Annotated in this window: 13 protein-coding genes; 6 read left to right on the top strand and 7 right to left on the bottom strand. The window is 61.3% G+C overall.

Features of this window, described 5'->3' with window-relative positions; genetic code table 11:
• The first annotated feature begins 35 nt into the window (after positions 1 to 35).
• Together hpaR and FKL89_RS01810 are read left to right on the top strand one after the other, a co-directional pair.
• Positions 36 to 491 (top strand): homoprotocatechuate degradation operon regulator HpaR, encoded by a 456-nt coding sequence (gene hpaR, locus FKL89_RS01815; protein WP_156861017.1) that lies wholly within the window; start codon positions 36 to 38, stop codon positions 489 to 491.
• 34 nt (positions 492 to 525) lie between these two features.
• Positions 526 to 1,536 carry an LLM class flavin-dependent oxidoreductase gene (locus FKL89_RS01810; RefSeq protein ID WP_156861016.1) on the top strand — a complete coding sequence of 337 codons (1,011 nt, stop codon included), beginning with the start codon at positions 526 to 528 and terminating at the stop codon, positions 1,534 to 1,536.
• A 134-nt stretch (positions 1,537 to 1,670) separates the two neighbouring features.
• On the opposite strand, the gene FKL89_RS01805 is transcribed toward FKL89_RS01810, so the two are convergent.
• Both FKL89_RS01805 and FKL89_RS01800 read right to left on the bottom strand, forming a co-directional pair.
• Positions 1,671 to 1,958 carry a helix-turn-helix domain-containing protein gene (locus FKL89_RS01805; RefSeq protein ID WP_156861015.1) on the bottom strand — a complete coding sequence of 96 codons (288 nt, stop codon included), beginning with the start codon at positions 1,956 to 1,958 and terminating at the stop codon, positions 1,671 to 1,673.
• Positions 1,955 to 2,281, bottom strand: a complete 327-nt coding sequence (locus tag FKL89_RS01800; RefSeq protein WP_156861014.1) for a type II toxin-antitoxin system RelE/ParE family toxin — start codon at positions 2,279 to 2,281, stop codon at positions 1,955 to 1,957. Before FKL89_RS01800 ends, FKL89_RS01805 begins: the two co-directional genes overlap by 4 nt.
• Before the next feature lie 119 nt (positions 2,282 to 2,400).
• Between FKL89_RS01800 and FKL89_RS01795 the strand changes: the two genes are divergently transcribed.
• The 4 genes from FKL89_RS01795 to FKL89_RS01780 all read left to right on the top strand — a co-directional run bounded on the left by FKL89_RS01795 (position 2,401) and on the right by FKL89_RS01780 (position 3,881).
• Positions 2,401 to 2,658, top strand: a complete 258-nt coding sequence (locus FKL89_RS01795) for a type II toxin-antitoxin system Phd/YefM family antitoxin (RefSeq protein ID WP_156861013.1) — start codon at positions 2,401 to 2,403, stop codon at positions 2,656 to 2,658.
• Entirely contained in the window at positions 2,655 to 3,062 is a 408-nt protein-coding gene (locus FKL89_RS01790; RefSeq protein ID WP_156861012.1) for a type II toxin-antitoxin system VapC family toxin, read from the top strand. The genes FKL89_RS01795 and FKL89_RS01790 overlap by 4 nt, the downstream gene beginning before the upstream one ends.
• A 143-nt stretch (positions 3,063 to 3,205) precedes the next feature.
• Positions 3,206 to 3,475 (top strand): type II toxin-antitoxin system Phd/YefM family antitoxin, encoded by a 270-nt coding sequence (locus FKL89_RS01785; protein WP_156861011.1) that lies wholly within the window; start codon positions 3,206 to 3,208, stop codon positions 3,473 to 3,475.
• Positions 3,459 to 3,881 (top strand): putative toxin-antitoxin system toxin component, PIN family, encoded by a 423-nt coding sequence (locus FKL89_RS01780; RefSeq protein WP_156861010.1) that lies wholly within the window; start codon positions 3,459 to 3,461, stop codon positions 3,879 to 3,881. Before FKL89_RS01785 ends, FKL89_RS01780 begins: the two co-directional genes overlap by 17 nt.
• Before the next feature lie 207 nt (positions 3,882 to 4,088).
• Here the strand turns inward: FKL89_RS01780 and drmB are convergent, their stop codons facing one another.
• The 5 genes from drmB to FKL89_RS01755 form a co-directional block, all read right to left on the bottom strand.
• On the bottom strand, positions 4,089 to 6,212 hold the full coding sequence (gene drmB, locus FKL89_RS01775) for a DUF1998 domain-containing protein (protein ID WP_156861009.1): 2,124 nt from the start codon (positions 6,210 to 6,212) through the stop codon (positions 4,089 to 4,091).
• The gene (locus FKL89_RS01770; RefSeq protein WP_156861008.1) at positions 6,209 to 9,892 is read right to left on the bottom strand and encodes a helicase-related protein; all 3,684 of its coding nucleotides are present in this window, start codon (positions 9,890 to 9,892) and stop codon (positions 6,209 to 6,211) included. Before FKL89_RS01770 ends, drmB begins: the two co-directional genes overlap by 4 nt.
• Entirely contained in the window at positions 9,892 to 11,664 is a 1,773-nt protein-coding gene (locus tag FKL89_RS01765) for a nuclease-related domain-containing DEAD/DEAH box helicase (RefSeq protein WP_272953721.1), read from the bottom strand. Before FKL89_RS01765 ends, FKL89_RS01770 begins: the two co-directional genes overlap by 1 nt.
• An 8-nt stretch (positions 11,665 to 11,672) precedes the next feature.
• On the bottom strand, positions 11,673 to 12,896 hold the full coding sequence (locus FKL89_RS01760; RefSeq protein WP_156861006.1) for a hypothetical protein: 1,224 nt from the start codon (positions 12,894 to 12,896) through the stop codon (positions 11,673 to 11,675).
• Between the two features lie 436 nt (positions 12,897 to 13,332).
• Positions 13,333 to 14,343: a hypothetical protein gene (locus FKL89_RS01755; protein ID WP_156861005.1), complete on the bottom strand. Its 1,011-nt coding sequence runs from the start codon at positions 14,341 to 14,343 to the stop codon at positions 13,333 to 13,335.
• Between the last annotated feature and the right edge of the window lie 116 nt (positions 14,344 to 14,459).

Below are 14,459 nucleotides of genomic sequence, written 5' to 3'. Positions count from 1 at the left end.
CTGTCAATCCACCGTTCCGATTGCCGATTGCCCCGATGCCTGCCGACCGCCCCATTCACCACCGCAACCTGCCGCTGCTGCTGCTGCACGCGCGCGAGGCGGTGCTGGCGCGCTTCCGGCCCATCCTCAACGCGCACGGACTGACCGAGCAGCAGTGGCGCATCGTCCGGGCGCTGATCGACACGGGTCCGCGCGAGCCGCGCGAGATCGTTGCCCTGTGCGGTATTTCCAGCCCAAGCCTGGCTGGCATCCTCGCCCGCATGGACGATCTTGGCCTGATCCGCAAGTCCCCGGTGGCAGGCGACCAGCGTCGCGTCACCGTGTCACTCACTGCGAAAAGTCGCAAGCTGGCGCAAACCATGGCGCCGCAAATCGAGGCGGTGTACGCCGAGATCGAATCGGCACTGGGCAAGGCATTCACCGACGATACCTACCGGGCGCTGGATGCGATGATCGAGCGGCTGGGTGTCGGGACGAGTGACCCCGACTGACGTGCGGTTTTTGCGGAGCGGGTAGAGTATCGGCATGGCCGCACTCCCTCCTCTCAGTATCCTTGATCTCTCCCTGATCGTCGAAGGCGGCAGCGCCGCTGACGCGCTGCGCAATTCGCTCGATCTCGCTCAACATGCCGAACAACTTGGTTACCAGCGTTACTGGGTGGCCGAGCATCACAACATGGACGGCGTGGCCAGCTCCGCCACGTCGGTGCTGATCGGCTATCTCGCGGCGGGCACGAAGACAATCCGCGTCGGCTCCGGCGGCGTGATGTTGCCTAACCATGCGCCGCTGGTGATCGCCGAGCAGTTCGGCACGCTCGCCACGCTGTACCCCGGCCGCATCGACCTGGGCCTCGGCCGCGCGCCGGGCACCGACCAGATGACCATGCGCGCGCTGCGCCGCACGCTGGCAACACAGAGCGAAGATGACTTCATTGGCGACGTGGTCGAGCTCGCGGAATACTTCAAGCCGCCGCCCGATGAACGCCGCCCGGTGCGCGCCATTCCCGGCATCGGATGTGACGTGCCGATCTGGCTGCTCGGCTCCAGTCTCTACAGCGCACAGGTGGCAGCGCACTTGGGCTACCCGTTCGCGTTCGCGTCCCACTTTGCACCGGCGATGCTGAAGCAGGCGCTGCAGATCTATCGCGCACGCTTCCGCCCGAACGGCCAGCCCGGCGCGCTCACCAAACCGCATGCGATGGTGGCCGTGAACGTCATCTGCGCAGACACCGACGACGAAGCGGCGTATCTCTTCACGTCCCTGCAACAGCGATTCCTCGGCATGCAAACCGGCAAGCGCGGCCCGTTGCCGCACCCCATCCCGGTTGCCGAAATGAACGCGCTGGGCTCGCCCGCCGAGCGCGCCGGCATGGAGCAAATGCTGACCGTCACCGCCGTCGGCGCACCCGCCACCGTCCGCGGCCGCCTCAGCGACATCGTCGCGCAGACGCAAGCAGACGAACTGATCATCACTGGCGCCGTGCACGACCATGCGGCGCGGAAGCGGAGTTATGAGTTGCTGGCGGGGATCGGCTGACAGCTATTCAGTACCTCAACGGCAGAAGCCCGTTCAGCAGCCGGTCGTACTTGGGTAAGCCATTGGCATGCTGTCATCCCGCGAAACAATCCCGTAAATCTATCGCGTGGCGAACGAATAACGGGATTGTTTGATCACGCCGCTTCCAGCTCCACATGCACGCGCTGCCCGAGCGCGGACGCAATATTCACGAGCGCATCGAGAGAGAACCGCGAGATACGCCCACGCAACAAGTCGCTGATTCGCGGCTGGGTCAGACCGCATCGTGCCGCAGCTTCCGACTGGGTCCAACCACTGGTTGCGATCAGTTCCGAGATTTTGTCCATCAATTCGGAGCGCAAGCGAAGGTTGGCAGCCTCTTCCGGCGTGTCTGCGATCGCATCCCAAACACTCGCGAAACGGTCAGCTTGTGGCGATTTCATGTCAAACCTCTCATCAATTCTGCAAATCTGGCTTTCGCGATTTCGATGTCTCGTCTGGAGGTTGCCTGCGTCTTCTTCTGGAACGCATGCAACACATAAACCGCATCCGCCAACCGCGCTGTGTAAATCACGCGAAAGGTGCCAGCGTCGTCCCAAACCCGAATTTCTTGAATGCCTTTGCCGATAGACGACATGGGCTTGAAGTCGTCGGGCTGTTTTCCACGCTGAACACGATCAAGTTGGCGACCTGCATCTTGCCTCGCGTCTGCCGGGAACTCACGGAGTCGCTTCAGCGAGTCGCCAAGGAACTGTACGGGCTTCATTCGCATATTATATTGTTTTGGATATATGTGCTTGGCACTACCCAGGCAGAGCGGAACACCCGCTCAATAAACCAGCTTACAATCTAGCTCAATAGAGCTGTGAACTGTACGAAACCACCATGAGCATCCCTGCCCAACATGAAATCGGCGCCTTCGAGGCCAAGAACAAACTCGGCACCCTGCTCGACTGGGTGGAGGCAGGCGACGAGGTACTCATCACCCGTCGCGGCCGGCCGGTCGCGCGCCTCGTCTCGGCCAACGCCGGGCATGACCGCGCCGCCGCGCAGCGCGCGGCCGACGCGCTGCTCGCGGCGACGCGTGGCTGGCGGCTTGACGGCGTGACCGTGAACGAGTTGCGCGACGAAGGACGGCGATGAGCTTCGTCATCGATTGCTCCGTCACCATGGCGTGGTGCTTTGAGGACGAGCACACGCCGGCCACCGACGGGCTGCTGGCCCGCGTGATCGAATCCGGCGCCGTCGCACCCGCAATCTGGCCGTTGGAAGTCTGCAACGTCCTGCTGGGCGCCGCTCGCCGCAAGCGCATCCCTGCGGAAGCCGTCAGCCAGGTAGCGCAGCGCATCGCCGCGCTACCCATCGCCGTGGATACCGAAGGCGTTGCGCTCACCTGGAGCAACGCGCTGCAACTGGCCGAACGACACGGGCTCAGCAGCTACGACGCCAGCTATCTCGAACTGGCACAGCGAAAGGCGCTGCCGCTGGCGACGCTCGATGATGCGTTGCGTCGCTCTGCGATCGCTGCGGGTGTGGCGATCTTGTGACCAGCGCCTATGGATTGCATACACAAAGCCACGTGACCCGAAAGCGGTGGTGAGTTGCTTGCATGGATTAAGCAGCTGTAGCGGCAATAGCTAATGTAGCTACATTAGCTATAATTCAAACTCAATCCAAACCGGTCGCAGCAATGAAAACGCTCGCATCACGTACGGTGCAAAACAACTTTGGCGGCATCGCTGACATTGTGAAGAGCGGCGAGCCCGTGACCGTGACGCAGCATGGGCGGCCGACCCTGATGATCCTGCCCTATGCGCAGGGTCAGGAAGCCTTGCGTCTGCTCGCGGCGCAACGCATGGGCGCATTTCTCGACGGCCTGCCTGAAGGATTTGTCGAGCCAAACGCGCCGGAACTGAGCACGAAGGAAATCACCGACCTCGTGCATGAGCTCCGCGCTTAAACGCATCGTATTCGACACCAGCACGCTCGTCGGCGTGCTGCTCTATCCGCAGTCCGCGCACGCACAGGCATTTCGCGATGCCATCGCTCGCCATCAGGCGGTAGCGTCCACCGACACAATGCAGGAATTGGTCGAGGTTCTCTCCCGGCCAAAGTTCGACCGCTACCGCGCAGCGGCCGACCGCGCCGAATTTGTCCGCCGCTACGCTGGCGTGGTTCAGATGGTCGCCGTCACCGAAACGGTGAACGATTGCCGCGACAGCAGGGACAACAAGTTCCTTGCGCTCGCGCTGGCAGCGAACGCCAGCGCGATCATCTCAAGCGACGACGACCTGCTGGTGCTGAACCCTTATCGCGACATTGAGGTTATGGAGCTGGCGGCGCTTGCGATGAAATGGCTTACTTGAATCGGACTTAAGTGTCTTAGTGTGAACGTACATTATTGCCTTTGCCACGCCAAGCGCCGGACATACTGATCGAGCGGATATCCGCCTAACACCGCGTACGTGGCGTATAGCTTGTTGGAAATAACTTCGCTTTCCACTTTGATTGTCGTCGCGCTGCCGTCAGCAAACTTCTCCTGTCCTCGCGCCGAACAATCCCTGAGCCGACGATCATGAGAAGAAACCAATCTCCGGGCGGTCCAGTACCCCGACCAGCATGCCCCTATCAAGCAGCTGGTTCTGCATCTCGCAAGAGGTTTCCGGCAGTAGGGCACATGAATGGCAGGCCGCGAGATTGCAGTTGTCAGGCCCTTGTCCAGCACTCTCGATGCACACGGGGTCGCTTGAGCACCACCGGGCTCGGTCGAGCGCCCTGGCGATAATTCGATCGAGCTGACCCGGTTCGCCCATCCTGACAAGGCCGCCCATGGTTCCTTCGGAATCCCCAGCGGCGGTATAGATCAGCACACCGGTCATCTGCGGATGCGTCTCGGAGAAGTAAATCCGCTCCCTCAGAGACGAAGAGCCGTAACCACAGTCGAACACGAGCTGGCTAATCAACACGTGCGCGAAGGTGTGCAGCAGCACGAGGGCGGGCGAGGCGTCATCGGCATGCACCTGACGTCGGCGCGCCTGGGCCTGTAGATTGAGATTGACCTGACGCAGCCGATCCTTGTGCACCTCGCCGAACTCTCTGGTCCACTGCGCCAGGCGCTCTTGATTGAACATTAGGAAGATGCCCTCGCCACGGACGACGACGGCTGGAAGCCAGTTCTGCTGAGATCTTGAAATGAGCTTCCAGCGTTGCGCCGGGGGGGTGTTCGAGCTTGCATAGATCCTGCTGAATCCGACGAAGGCACGTGTTTCGCGCAACTTGTCCAACAGGGCCACGCGCGAGAAGTTCCTCCTGACGAGATCACTGTAGCGATCGAGTGGCTTGCTCCGTACGAGCAGATTGACCTTCGGCAGCCCATCCTGACCATCGCGACTGAATGCGCGGTATTCCTCTGCGCGGTAGGTCCTGTCGGAGACGTCCTCCGTGCGCTGCGGTGCGCCCTCGGCCTCCAGACCCTCGCGACGCCTGAGCCACGCATTCACCGGTTCCACCAGTACATTCGGGTCGATCAGCCAGTCCGGCTGCGCAGTCTCGATCAGACCCTTGAGGATCTCCGCCGAGACCTTTCCGTCGACTGCGGTCTTCGCCTTCTGGACCAGGGTCGTAGCGATGAGTCGTGGTTGAGTCAGTATCTCGTGCAGCGCGTGCTTGTTGACTGCTGCCGCAAGAACCTCTGCCCTGACATCCGACTCCGGATAGCGGCGACGGAGAGTCGCACCCGCTGCCCTGACACTCAGGGTTCCATCGGTCTCCGATGCCAATGCTCCACCCAACAGTTCCTGCCTCAGTGCGTAATCCTCGAGCAGATCCAGCACGGCCTGAGGCAGTCCGCTGTCCTCCACTTCCGGGACGTAAATCGAGCTCCGGACGTCGGCGAAGTAGAGGTTGCTCGCGCCACGAAGCACGGCCCTCAGGTCCTGACCGCAAGGCTCGATCGGAACGTCGCCGCCGTCGCCGAGGCCAATCGCTGGGTTCTGGCCGTCGCATGTCAGCTTGATGATGGTGGTGAAGGCTGTGGCACCGCTCGATTCGACACTGAACGCACCGGCGAGGGACTCGCGCGCGACCTCGACGACTCCGGAACTGTCGCGCCGTTCTGCAACGACAACGACGCCGGCAATTGATGCAGATCCCGTGGACAACAGGCGAAGCCAGCGGTCAGTCCTGACGCCATCCCAGTCAGCTCGATCGAGACGTAGCCACTCGATCCAGGGAAAGTCACGAAGATGGCCAGATCGACATACGGCGACGAAACGGACTTGTATGGCGCGCCGCTTCTTGTGCGCCTTGCCCTTCTCTGCTCCGCTTCCGATAGGCCCCTCACACTCCGGCGGAGACCGATGGTGGTACTTAGCCTCGTACATTCGACCGCAGCGAGGGCATGAGTGCCACAGTGGAAAGCGAAGGAAGGGTAGCTTCAGTCCAAGGTTGACTGCCTCTCCTGAGCCTCCTCTCTCGACCTGCCTGAAGTCTGGAGGCTGCACGAAGAAGTCGACCCCGAGCCGCCTGGCAAGCCTCGGCTCATCGTCAACTCTGAACTCGCGGTGAGCCGGGTTCCTCTCGTCGAAAGGCCACGCGTCGAGTCCGGCATGGATCAGGGACACCGGACCGGGGAAGTCCACAAGCGCGCCCACACCGAAGGGGGACACGGCCTGCGACCGTCTGACAGGGCGGCTCATTGGTTTGCCTCGGGAATGTTGTTGTACTGAGCCGTGAGATCCGCCTCGCAACTCGCGTCGACATTGCGGAGGGACGACATTGTTGCCCAGCTGCGACCCTCCCACTGCGCAAGCTCGGTTCGCCCGGCAGGATGCATCAGCGGCGGGTGCTCTGGCGTCTTCGAGAAATCACCGTATTCGGCCGGCTTCCGGGCGCTCCACTGATCGAGCCTGAGCTTGAGCTTGGCCATCACGGAAGCCTCCTCATCGGGCGCAATGGAACGCACTCGATCACGGATCACTTCCTCGACCTTCAGCCGCAGGTCGCTGCCAGCAGTCAGCGGGAACGGGTCGGGCGTATCCGCCTCATGGCCTCTGCGTCCCAGTTGTCGTACCAGTGCCACAACGAGACCGTGGAGAGCACGATCGACTGCTGGTGGGCTGAACGGGGTGACGCTGGTCGGTTCGACTTGCGCATACAGGCGCTGGTGGTACGAGCGGAACCTCTCGTAGTGGCTGCGGTCCCTGGGCTTCGTCTGACCGTAGATCACCACCACCAAACCTGGCTTGTCCAGGTCCCGGCCAACCCGGCTCGAGACCTGGATGTACTGGGACGTGGTCTTGGGCTGTCCGACGATCGCCATCAGCGAAAGACGCGGGACGTCCACTCCGACCTCGATGATGTTCGACGCAAGGCAGGCGTCGATAGGCGCCGGACTGGGTATAGCGGCGCCGGCTCCCTCCCGGACCGTGACAGGGACCTCGAGTCGCTCCAGCAGGCGCGGGATGTGGTCTCCTCGGATCCGGCTGGTCAGCTCTTCGACATGGAAGAGCTGGCGGATCCTGCCGTAGTCGATACCGTGGCGATTCAGGATGACCTTGAGGTATTCGCGCGTGTCTGCAGTGAACAGCGTTGCGGCGCCGCCGAGCTCTCTCAGGGAGTTAAAGAACACGAGTAATGTCCACCATGGATCCAGTTCTCGTGGCTCTCCCTCGAGCAGGGAAGCATGCTGCATCAACGTGGCGAACACCCGCGCTTCTGAAGTCTGAAGCGACGTATGCGCGGGTGCCAGCACCCCGGCATAGAGCCGACCTGGCTTGGGTCTGCCATCGTCGTCGACCGCTTCGCGTGCGAAGAAGGAATCGGCTGCATCGAGGCCCGAAGGCGGGAACAGCATGACCCCTGAACGCGCGTAGAGCCCTGCGATCTGCTCACGCGCCCGGCTGATGGTCGCCGTCGATGCAACGATCTTCGGCAGGACCATCCCCCCGAGAGGATCGACACACAGCGCCTCGATGACGGTTTCGTAGGCGCCAACCATCGAGCCGAGCGGCCCGGAGATGAGGTGCAGCTCGTCCTGGATGACCAGCGTTGGCGGTGCGCCGCGATGGCGACCCGAGTCATCCAGTCCGAAGATGCTGCGCGCCGCAGGAGTCCACGCAAGCATCGCGAACTTGTCGACGGTCCCGATCAGCAGATTGGGCGGAGCATCGAGAAGATCCTCGTCGATGACCACGATCGGGAGTGGGGGCGTTCCCGGACCGGGCATGCCGCCGAACTCGCACCCGGGATCTCCGCATCTGAAGACGACGGTGTCTCCCGACGGTCCTCTCTCCCTTGCATAACCGTAGACGTGTCCGCCCGAGGATTGGCGGCCGCGGCCTGCCTTTCGCTGAACGGGCGATGAGGCTGCCTCATGCGGTCCGAACTTCGCCGCGCACCATGGGCACCTGAGAAGCACATAGGGATTCTCGGCGTCGGAGTCCCGCTGCAGCGCCTTCAGCTTCTCCACGGCATCGTCACGCTTGTTCGGCGTGGCCGCGCTGCCTACCCACAGGCCGATCCGGAACGGCCGATTGCCAAGAGCCACCACGTCCCAGCGACGCAGCTGTTCCATTGCGCAGAACAGCGTTGCTGCGCGCTGGAACTGCTGGGCAGTGAGCAGCCTCAGCGTGTATCGCATGAGGACATCGACGCCCCCATTGGCAGTCCCCGACAGCGCGTTGAAGAAGACGGTGAACGCCGTCAGACCGAGGTACGCCTCGGTCTTGCCACCACCTGTCGGGAACCAGATGAGATCCACCACCTTCCGGTCCGGATGGCTCGAGTCGCAGATGCCCCGCAGTGACATGAGGAGGAAGGCAATCTGAAATGGTCTCCAGAAGCCCTGTCTCTCGTTGGGAACCGCGGGATCGACCACCGCGATCGGGCGGGACCACGTCAGCCGGCTGTTTGCGTCGCGATCTGGCACTCGCAGCTCCTGCCGTGACCGGAGTTGCGCAACCAGCATGGCGTGGTTTGCAAGTCTGAACGCCTTGCGTGCCACATCGCCTTGAGCGCCAGCCTGTCGCAAGATCGAAAGCCCGTCCGCAATCCGAGCAGCGCACTCGCGACACTTCCTGATCAGTTCAGTCGCTGTCGGCCGGTACCCTTCGGCAATGGTGGCAACCTTCGAGTCAAGCGCAGCAATCCAGCCCTCGTATTCCTGCAGCAACCGGTCGACGTCGCCAAGCCCGTCATCACCTGGCTGAAGGCCCGCCAGCAGACGCATGCTGACGCGCAGGGACTGCGATCGGCCTCCGGGGCCCTTGATCTGCAGATCTGCGCTTGTAGCTGGCGTCTCGAATACCGGGAGGACATCCGACCACACCGTCGTCACACGTTGCGGGCGGCCACTGATCCAGTCGGCGCCACATCCATGACCGATGGCAAAGGTCCGGTTCTCCCTGTACAGTACACGATTGACGTTCTCGTCTGCAAGCGGATCATCGTCCTGGAAATCCGCGATCAAGTTCTCGGGATACGCGTCGATCCACTGATTTCCGCTCGCACCGCTGACCCGGATTCCAGCCTGGAACAGACACAGGGAATCAAGTTCCGTCTCCTTGGCCCTCTTCTTGTTCGCGACGGACACGGTCAGGAGCCGATGCCCACTGGTTGGAGCCGAACGCCAAGTCCGCGAGACTACGACAAGTTCCAGACCAAGGGCGGCAGGTCCGATCGGGTGCCGCAGGGGCTTGGCGGCGTTGAGCAGCTCTTTGGCGGCGATGGAAACCGCAGGCACCTTGCCCTGGTCATCAAGTACCGGCTTGCGCAGCCACACCTTGCGTGGCGTCGGCTGCTTACCGACCGCCCCTCCAAGATGGAGAGTCAACGGGAGGTACGAGCCGCAAGGACTTTCGACGGTTCGCTCCAGACCTATGCGTCCGACGTTGACCAATTCGACGACGATCCCGTTGGTTTCTGCTGCAAGATCGGCCAGGAAGCTGAGTCCGATGGCGGACGGGCGAAAGGCGTTGGCGAGTGTGACGTCCTCTTCCTCTGCGTCATCGGCAGGTCCACCATACGATGGCGCCCTTTCCCTCGCCGCAAGTTCTTCATCCGGCTGCTGTCCAGGCGGCGCGAGATCGGGTGAAGTGAGCGGGACCACCTCGTCCGCCTCGGTCGCGTTGACGATCGCCTCTTCGGTGGCGCCCAGCGGAAACAAGATGCCAGCACCGAATCGCTTCGTCGGCGGGTCCTGCCAGACGATCTCCTGCCCGTCCGCCTGCATCTGCGGGATCCGGTACTCCTCCCAGGTCATGGCCTGCTTGTCGCCAAGTGATACCGGCTTCCCCGCCGGATCCGGACCGACAATCTCCGCTCGCAGTCGCGCGAGCATCTGCTCTCTGTTCGCTAGGTTCTTGTCGAGGGGCGACATCAGGTAGACCTCCCAAGCGCTGCCTTCAAGCCGACCGTCAGCATCGCGTCATAGCTCGAACGAAGTCGCTCGTTCATCTGGATGTGCAGCCTGACCCGTGCACGGGACATGCCCACGTAGAGAAGGGACTTGGCCTGCTCGTCGCCGATGCCATCAATGTCCGTCAGCACGACGGCCGGAGCCTCCAGCCCCTTGAACGCATGGACGCTGGCGTACCGTATCGAGACTCCGTCCTCCGCCTCTTCGCGACAGGAAGCAAAGTGCCAGCCGGCCTGTTCACGTGCCAGCCGGGCGACGCACGACGATGCGTCGGCTCGCATGGAGAGCACGACTATCTCCGACGGAGCAAAGGATGTGAGGAGTCTGGCGATGGTCGCCAGCAGCAGTTCTCCTTGATGGGAAGCGCTGCGGTAGAAGACAGGTTCAACGTCCGCTGATTCCGCATCGTTGAGAACCCTGCTGTATCCAGGGGATAGTCCGCTGGTAATGGTGACCGCTTCCGCGATCCTGACTGCGTTCCTGCAGTTGACTCGCAAGCGGTACGTTGAAACGCTGTCCGCGGTCCGGCTCCGGAGCCTTTCGAGTCCCAGAGCTGCACCCTTGTCCGCGTAGATCGCCTGCCGTTCGAAGTCGCCGAACAGCGCCCAGCGGCCGCTTGCCAGACCACCGCCCAACAGAAGTTCCATGACGTCGAGATACGCGTCAGACAGTAGGTCCTGCGCCTCGTCAACAAGCAGCAGATCGAAGCTCGGCGTGCCGCGCCCGTCGGCCAGCAGGGCATCCACCGCCCGCATGGGAAGTTCAGCCTCCCAGAATTTGCTGTCGGGCTCTGGCGGAACGTCGATGTCTGCAACGCTGCGCATGAGCCCGGAGAGGCTGCCGACGTAGAAGGGCAGCGATCGCGCCTGCGCTTCCTGCGCAATCACTGCGGTCTCGTGCTTCAGCCATGCTGCGAGAAGGCTGTTGAAGCACAGGAGCGCCACGCTTTGCCCGTCACGCACAGCCCTTCGGGCTGCCTCCATTGCGAGGAACGTCTTGCCAGTTCCGGCGGGTCCCTTGAACACCACCCGGTGGTTGTCCTCGAGATGATCGAGCGCCTCGAACTGCTCTTCCGTGAACTTGCGTACTGCAGCTTCGGCAAGCTCCACGTCGTTTCGTCCGGAAACCACGTATTCGAAGTCCGGACGCAACAGTCTGAGGATGGAGTCCAGCTGCCGAACAGATGGCCGACTATGACTTCCGTACCAGGCTGGCACCGGCTTTCTAGAGCGGCACTGGGAGTGCGCCGCCTCCAGCACGCGGGTCACGGTCGTGGAGATGGGCTGCCGCACGAAGTCGCTACGCCCGATGACCTGCCACGGCTCCCACTCAAGGGACTTTTCGGTGAAGTCCACTTCGGTGAAGAGAACTGCCGAGTGGAACAACAGCGATCCAAGCGATGAATCCTTCTGCGCAAGGTATTGCCGGATGGAGTGTCCGGCCTGACTAGCCTGGCGAAACGGGCCCACCGTGGACGTCCTGGGTGGGTCGTAGGAGTACTTCCAGAGCCCGCCCTCTCGAACTACGCAGCATCCCTTGACCTCGACGCAGAGCACGCCTTGGCCTGGAACCACGATTAGCATGTCCGCCTCGCCTTCGGCCCGCGCAACGTGTCGGCGTATGTCGAAGGAATGAAGTACCAGCCAGTCCCCTGTCTTGGGATCGTCACGCAGCTTGGCGAACAACTGCCTTTCGCCCTTGGGCGCATCGCCTGCTACTAGAGGCGGGATCATCCTGGCCACTACGCCGCCTTCACCTTTCCCAGATGAAACAGCCTAGACACCGACACCCTTCTAGTCTTTGTGTCGACTGCCGCCACGCGTAGAAGGCCCATCCGACCGGCTGCTACCCCCGGCAGTTCGATCGATTCCATCGTGTCGATGCGGCGGCGCTCGGCAACCAAGCCCCGCACTCGGGTTAGCAGCGCAGCGCGAATTTCGACACCAGCCTTATGATGGTACGCCTTAAGGCGCTCCATGTCGTCCCATCGCGCGTTGGCGTAGGCTTCCGGCTCACCGTCGCCAGTGTGGCGCCCCAGTTGCCAGATGGTTGTGATCAAACTGTGAAACGTCTGTCGGTCGTGGGGCGCCATGACAGCGTCACCCGCCCAAACCCAAAGATACTGGGGGGACCGGAGTCTGACGCCAAGGCTTCGCAGCTTCATCGCCACTACGCCCTCGCCTTGGCGATTAATCACATCGTGGAGCATATCCTTCCACTCCAGCGCACGATGGCGCAGAGCATTTTCACCGGCTCGCTGAATGAGCGAGTCCGCAACATCGTCGAGGTAGTTTCCGCTACCCGAAAGCCTGAGCATTACAAGATCACCTTCCTCAAGGTCCCTGACCGATACCCGGGGAAGCTTGTCTTCCGTGACGTCGAAATTTGCTCCCGTCTCAAACAGCTCCGATACCTCGACAACGCGTCCATCTGCCGGGAGGAATGCGCCGCTCCCATCGGCAAACAATACGAACTGGGCGTCCGTGGTGACGTCTCTGTCCGAGGTCGGAGTAATGTCAGCCTGCTGGGCGTGAATCGATGACCAGAATGACTCGTTAGCCCATTTGTCTAGCTGAGCGCTGTCGCCCTGCTCGCTCTCCCCGACAGTTTGCTTCGGCTGGCGTCGGGTTGGTGGGAAATAGCGATCTCTCGGCATTTCGCTAGGGATCGGCAAAGAAACCGGTTCTGATCGATACGCAACGACGACGACCTCCGAAGTTCTTCCGCCATAGAGCAGATCGAACAGAAGGCCTCTGGAAGCGAACCACGGATTGCCCGGAATAACTAATAGCTCGTAAAGCGAACTCTTCACCTGTCGTCTTCGTCGAATGAGGTCCAACTCTGAGGCGCCGAAGTCGCTTTCCACCTCTAATGAGATTGGCCAGCCTGGGGTCGGAGACCCGCAAATATTTGCGAGAAGTCCAACAGGACGGCCGCCAAGCTTTGAAGTTTGCAGCAATTCCATCAAGCGCTCTCGCTTTGGATTGAACCGCTCTGAGGCTAGGTGTTGTGCAAAGCCAGTCAAAGCCCTGACTGGAGATCGGATTGCCGGAACGCTTTCGGTGGCGGTAGCTAGTCTATTCAGCAATTCGTCTAGGCCTAGGCGCGAATCATTGAATGGTAGAGCGGTCAGCATTAGCGACGACTTCACAAGCCACACGTCTCGCGAGATCGCGCGTTGCAGGGGATCCTCTCGATCAATTTCAGCAAAAATCGATGAGCACGCCCGCATAACTTCTCGCATCGGCGGGAAGTCGATCACTACTCTTGCCGTTTGGCATCTGGTTGCGTTTACATGGTGAGTAGCCACGAGCTCTAGGATCGACTCGGTTGGCCCTGTCGCAGCCAGCATGTCAGACGCACCCATGGTCGGACGAATCAATTGGCCGTTAGTGGCTTTCTTAGTGCGCTTCATAGTTTGACTGAGACTCTAGAGGCAGACCGAAGATGAAGCACTCGACACTCTCCGGCAGCGCCATGACTCCGCTCGAGGGTGGGTCGATGCCAGCATCGACTGAATAGCCCAAGAAAGTCAGAAGCAGTTGCTCGACCTCTTCGTCGTACTCGGCCTGGTCAAGCAGGACCACGACGCTGCGTGCGATGGAGTCCTTCAAGCGAAGTGCTGCGGCCGCGCCGTCAAGAATCGTGACGAAGCCCGACTCGTCGAGCACCCCATCGCTTCGCGCTGAAGCCAATCTTGTCTTGCCATGTGATCGCCCGCCGGAGTCGGCTATGGCCAGAACATCAGAGCATGCCGCGCCCACTGTTCCGGCAACGCGGATGACGAGGTTCTCAATATCACCCAGAAATGAGGCTCGCTCGGTGATGATGTTGCACTCGACGGCCGGCGACCGAATCCAACCCTGAGGAGCATCCGTCAATGCCGCGTTGATACAGCGCTCTGCACAGGCCAGTCGCTCATCGGCAACCGCGCTAACCGCTCCGAGGGTTATCCCGTAGGACAACGCCGCAGATTTGGCGAAAAAGCGCTTTCCTTGCTGAGTTCTCCTTTGGGTGTCGACAGTGACTTCCAAGAAGTCACCACCGTCAATCTGGCTTACGCCGACCGCGATCCCCGCCCGGCGCACGGTCTTGCCAGATGCAGATTCTCGCCAGAATACCTTCGTTCCGGGAGCGAGGCTCCGTAAACCATCCCAGTCGAGCGATTCGTCATGAAGTCGTGCAGATGCGAAGACAGAACCGATAGCAACGAACGCGGCGGCGAGCCTTCTACTTGGTAATCTAACGACCGCTATCCGTCGGCCTTCAAGCTCAGCCTGGACTCGCATCCACTGACCAAGCCACACAAGCCAATCGACCCATGGAGGAGGTGCAATCGACTTGCCACCGGTTACTAGAGCCAAGTCGCTGCGCCGTAGCGCGATCAATATTTCGTCGACATCAATGAGCACAGGTCCAGCCACTCCTCCCTATTTTTATAGTGGATCGAATTATGATTGACTCGAGACTTTTGAGAATTCTGATTTTCAATTGTGACGAACAGGCTCTGAGCTTAGGGTCATTTTGG

Origin of the sequence: Casimicrobium huifangae, from assembly GCF_009746125.1 — a bacterium.
Lineage (GTDB): Bacteria > Pseudomonadota > Gammaproteobacteria > Burkholderiales > Casimicrobiaceae > Casimicrobium > Casimicrobium huifangae.
This window is presented reverse-complemented; position numbering and strand designations above follow the sequence as displayed.

Coding starts and splice junctions, on each gene's coding strand:
- FKL89_RS01770 (WP_156861008.1), bottom strand. CDS start 9,892: ATGTCGCCCCTCGACAAGAACCTAGCGAACAGAGAGCAGATGCTCGCG.
- FKL89_RS01810 (WP_156861016.1), top strand. CDS start 526: ATGGCCGCACTCCCTCCTCTCAGTATCCTTGATCTCTCCCTGATCGTC.
- FKL89_RS01800 (WP_156861014.1), bottom strand. CDS start 2,281: ATGAAGCCCGTACAGTTCCTTGGCGACTCGCTGAAGCGACTCCGTGAG.
- FKL89_RS01795 (WP_156861013.1), top strand. CDS start 2,401: ATGAGCATCCCTGCCCAACATGAAATCGGCGCCTTCGAGGCCAAGAAC.
- FKL89_RS01785 (WP_156861011.1), top strand. CDS start 3,206: ATGAAAACGCTCGCATCACGTACGGTGCAAAACAACTTTGGCGGCATC.
- FKL89_RS01790 (WP_156861012.1), top strand. CDS start 2,655: ATGAGCTTCGTCATCGATTGCTCCGTCACCATGGCGTGGTGCTTTGAG.
- FKL89_RS01805 (WP_156861015.1), bottom strand. CDS start 1,958: ATGAAATCGCCACAAGCTGACCGTTTCGCGAGTGTTTGGGATGCGATC.
- FKL89_RS01760 (WP_156861006.1), bottom strand. CDS start 12,896: ATGGAATTGCTGCAAACTTCAAAGCTTGGCGGCCGTCCTGTTGGACTT.
- FKL89_RS01765 (WP_272953721.1), bottom strand. CDS start 11,664: ATGATCCCGCCTCTAGTAGCAGGCGATGCGCCCAAGGGCGAAAGGCAG.
- drmB (WP_156861009.1), bottom strand. CDS start 6,212: ATGAGCCGCCCTGTCAGACGGTCGCAGGCCGTGTCCCCCTTCGGTGTG.
- hpaR (WP_156861017.1), top strand. CDS start 36: ATGCCTGCCGACCGCCCCATTCACCACCGCAACCTGCCGCTGCTGCTG.
- FKL89_RS01780 (WP_156861010.1), top strand. CDS start 3,459: ATGAGCTCCGCGCTTAAACGCATCGTATTCGACACCAGCACGCTCGTC.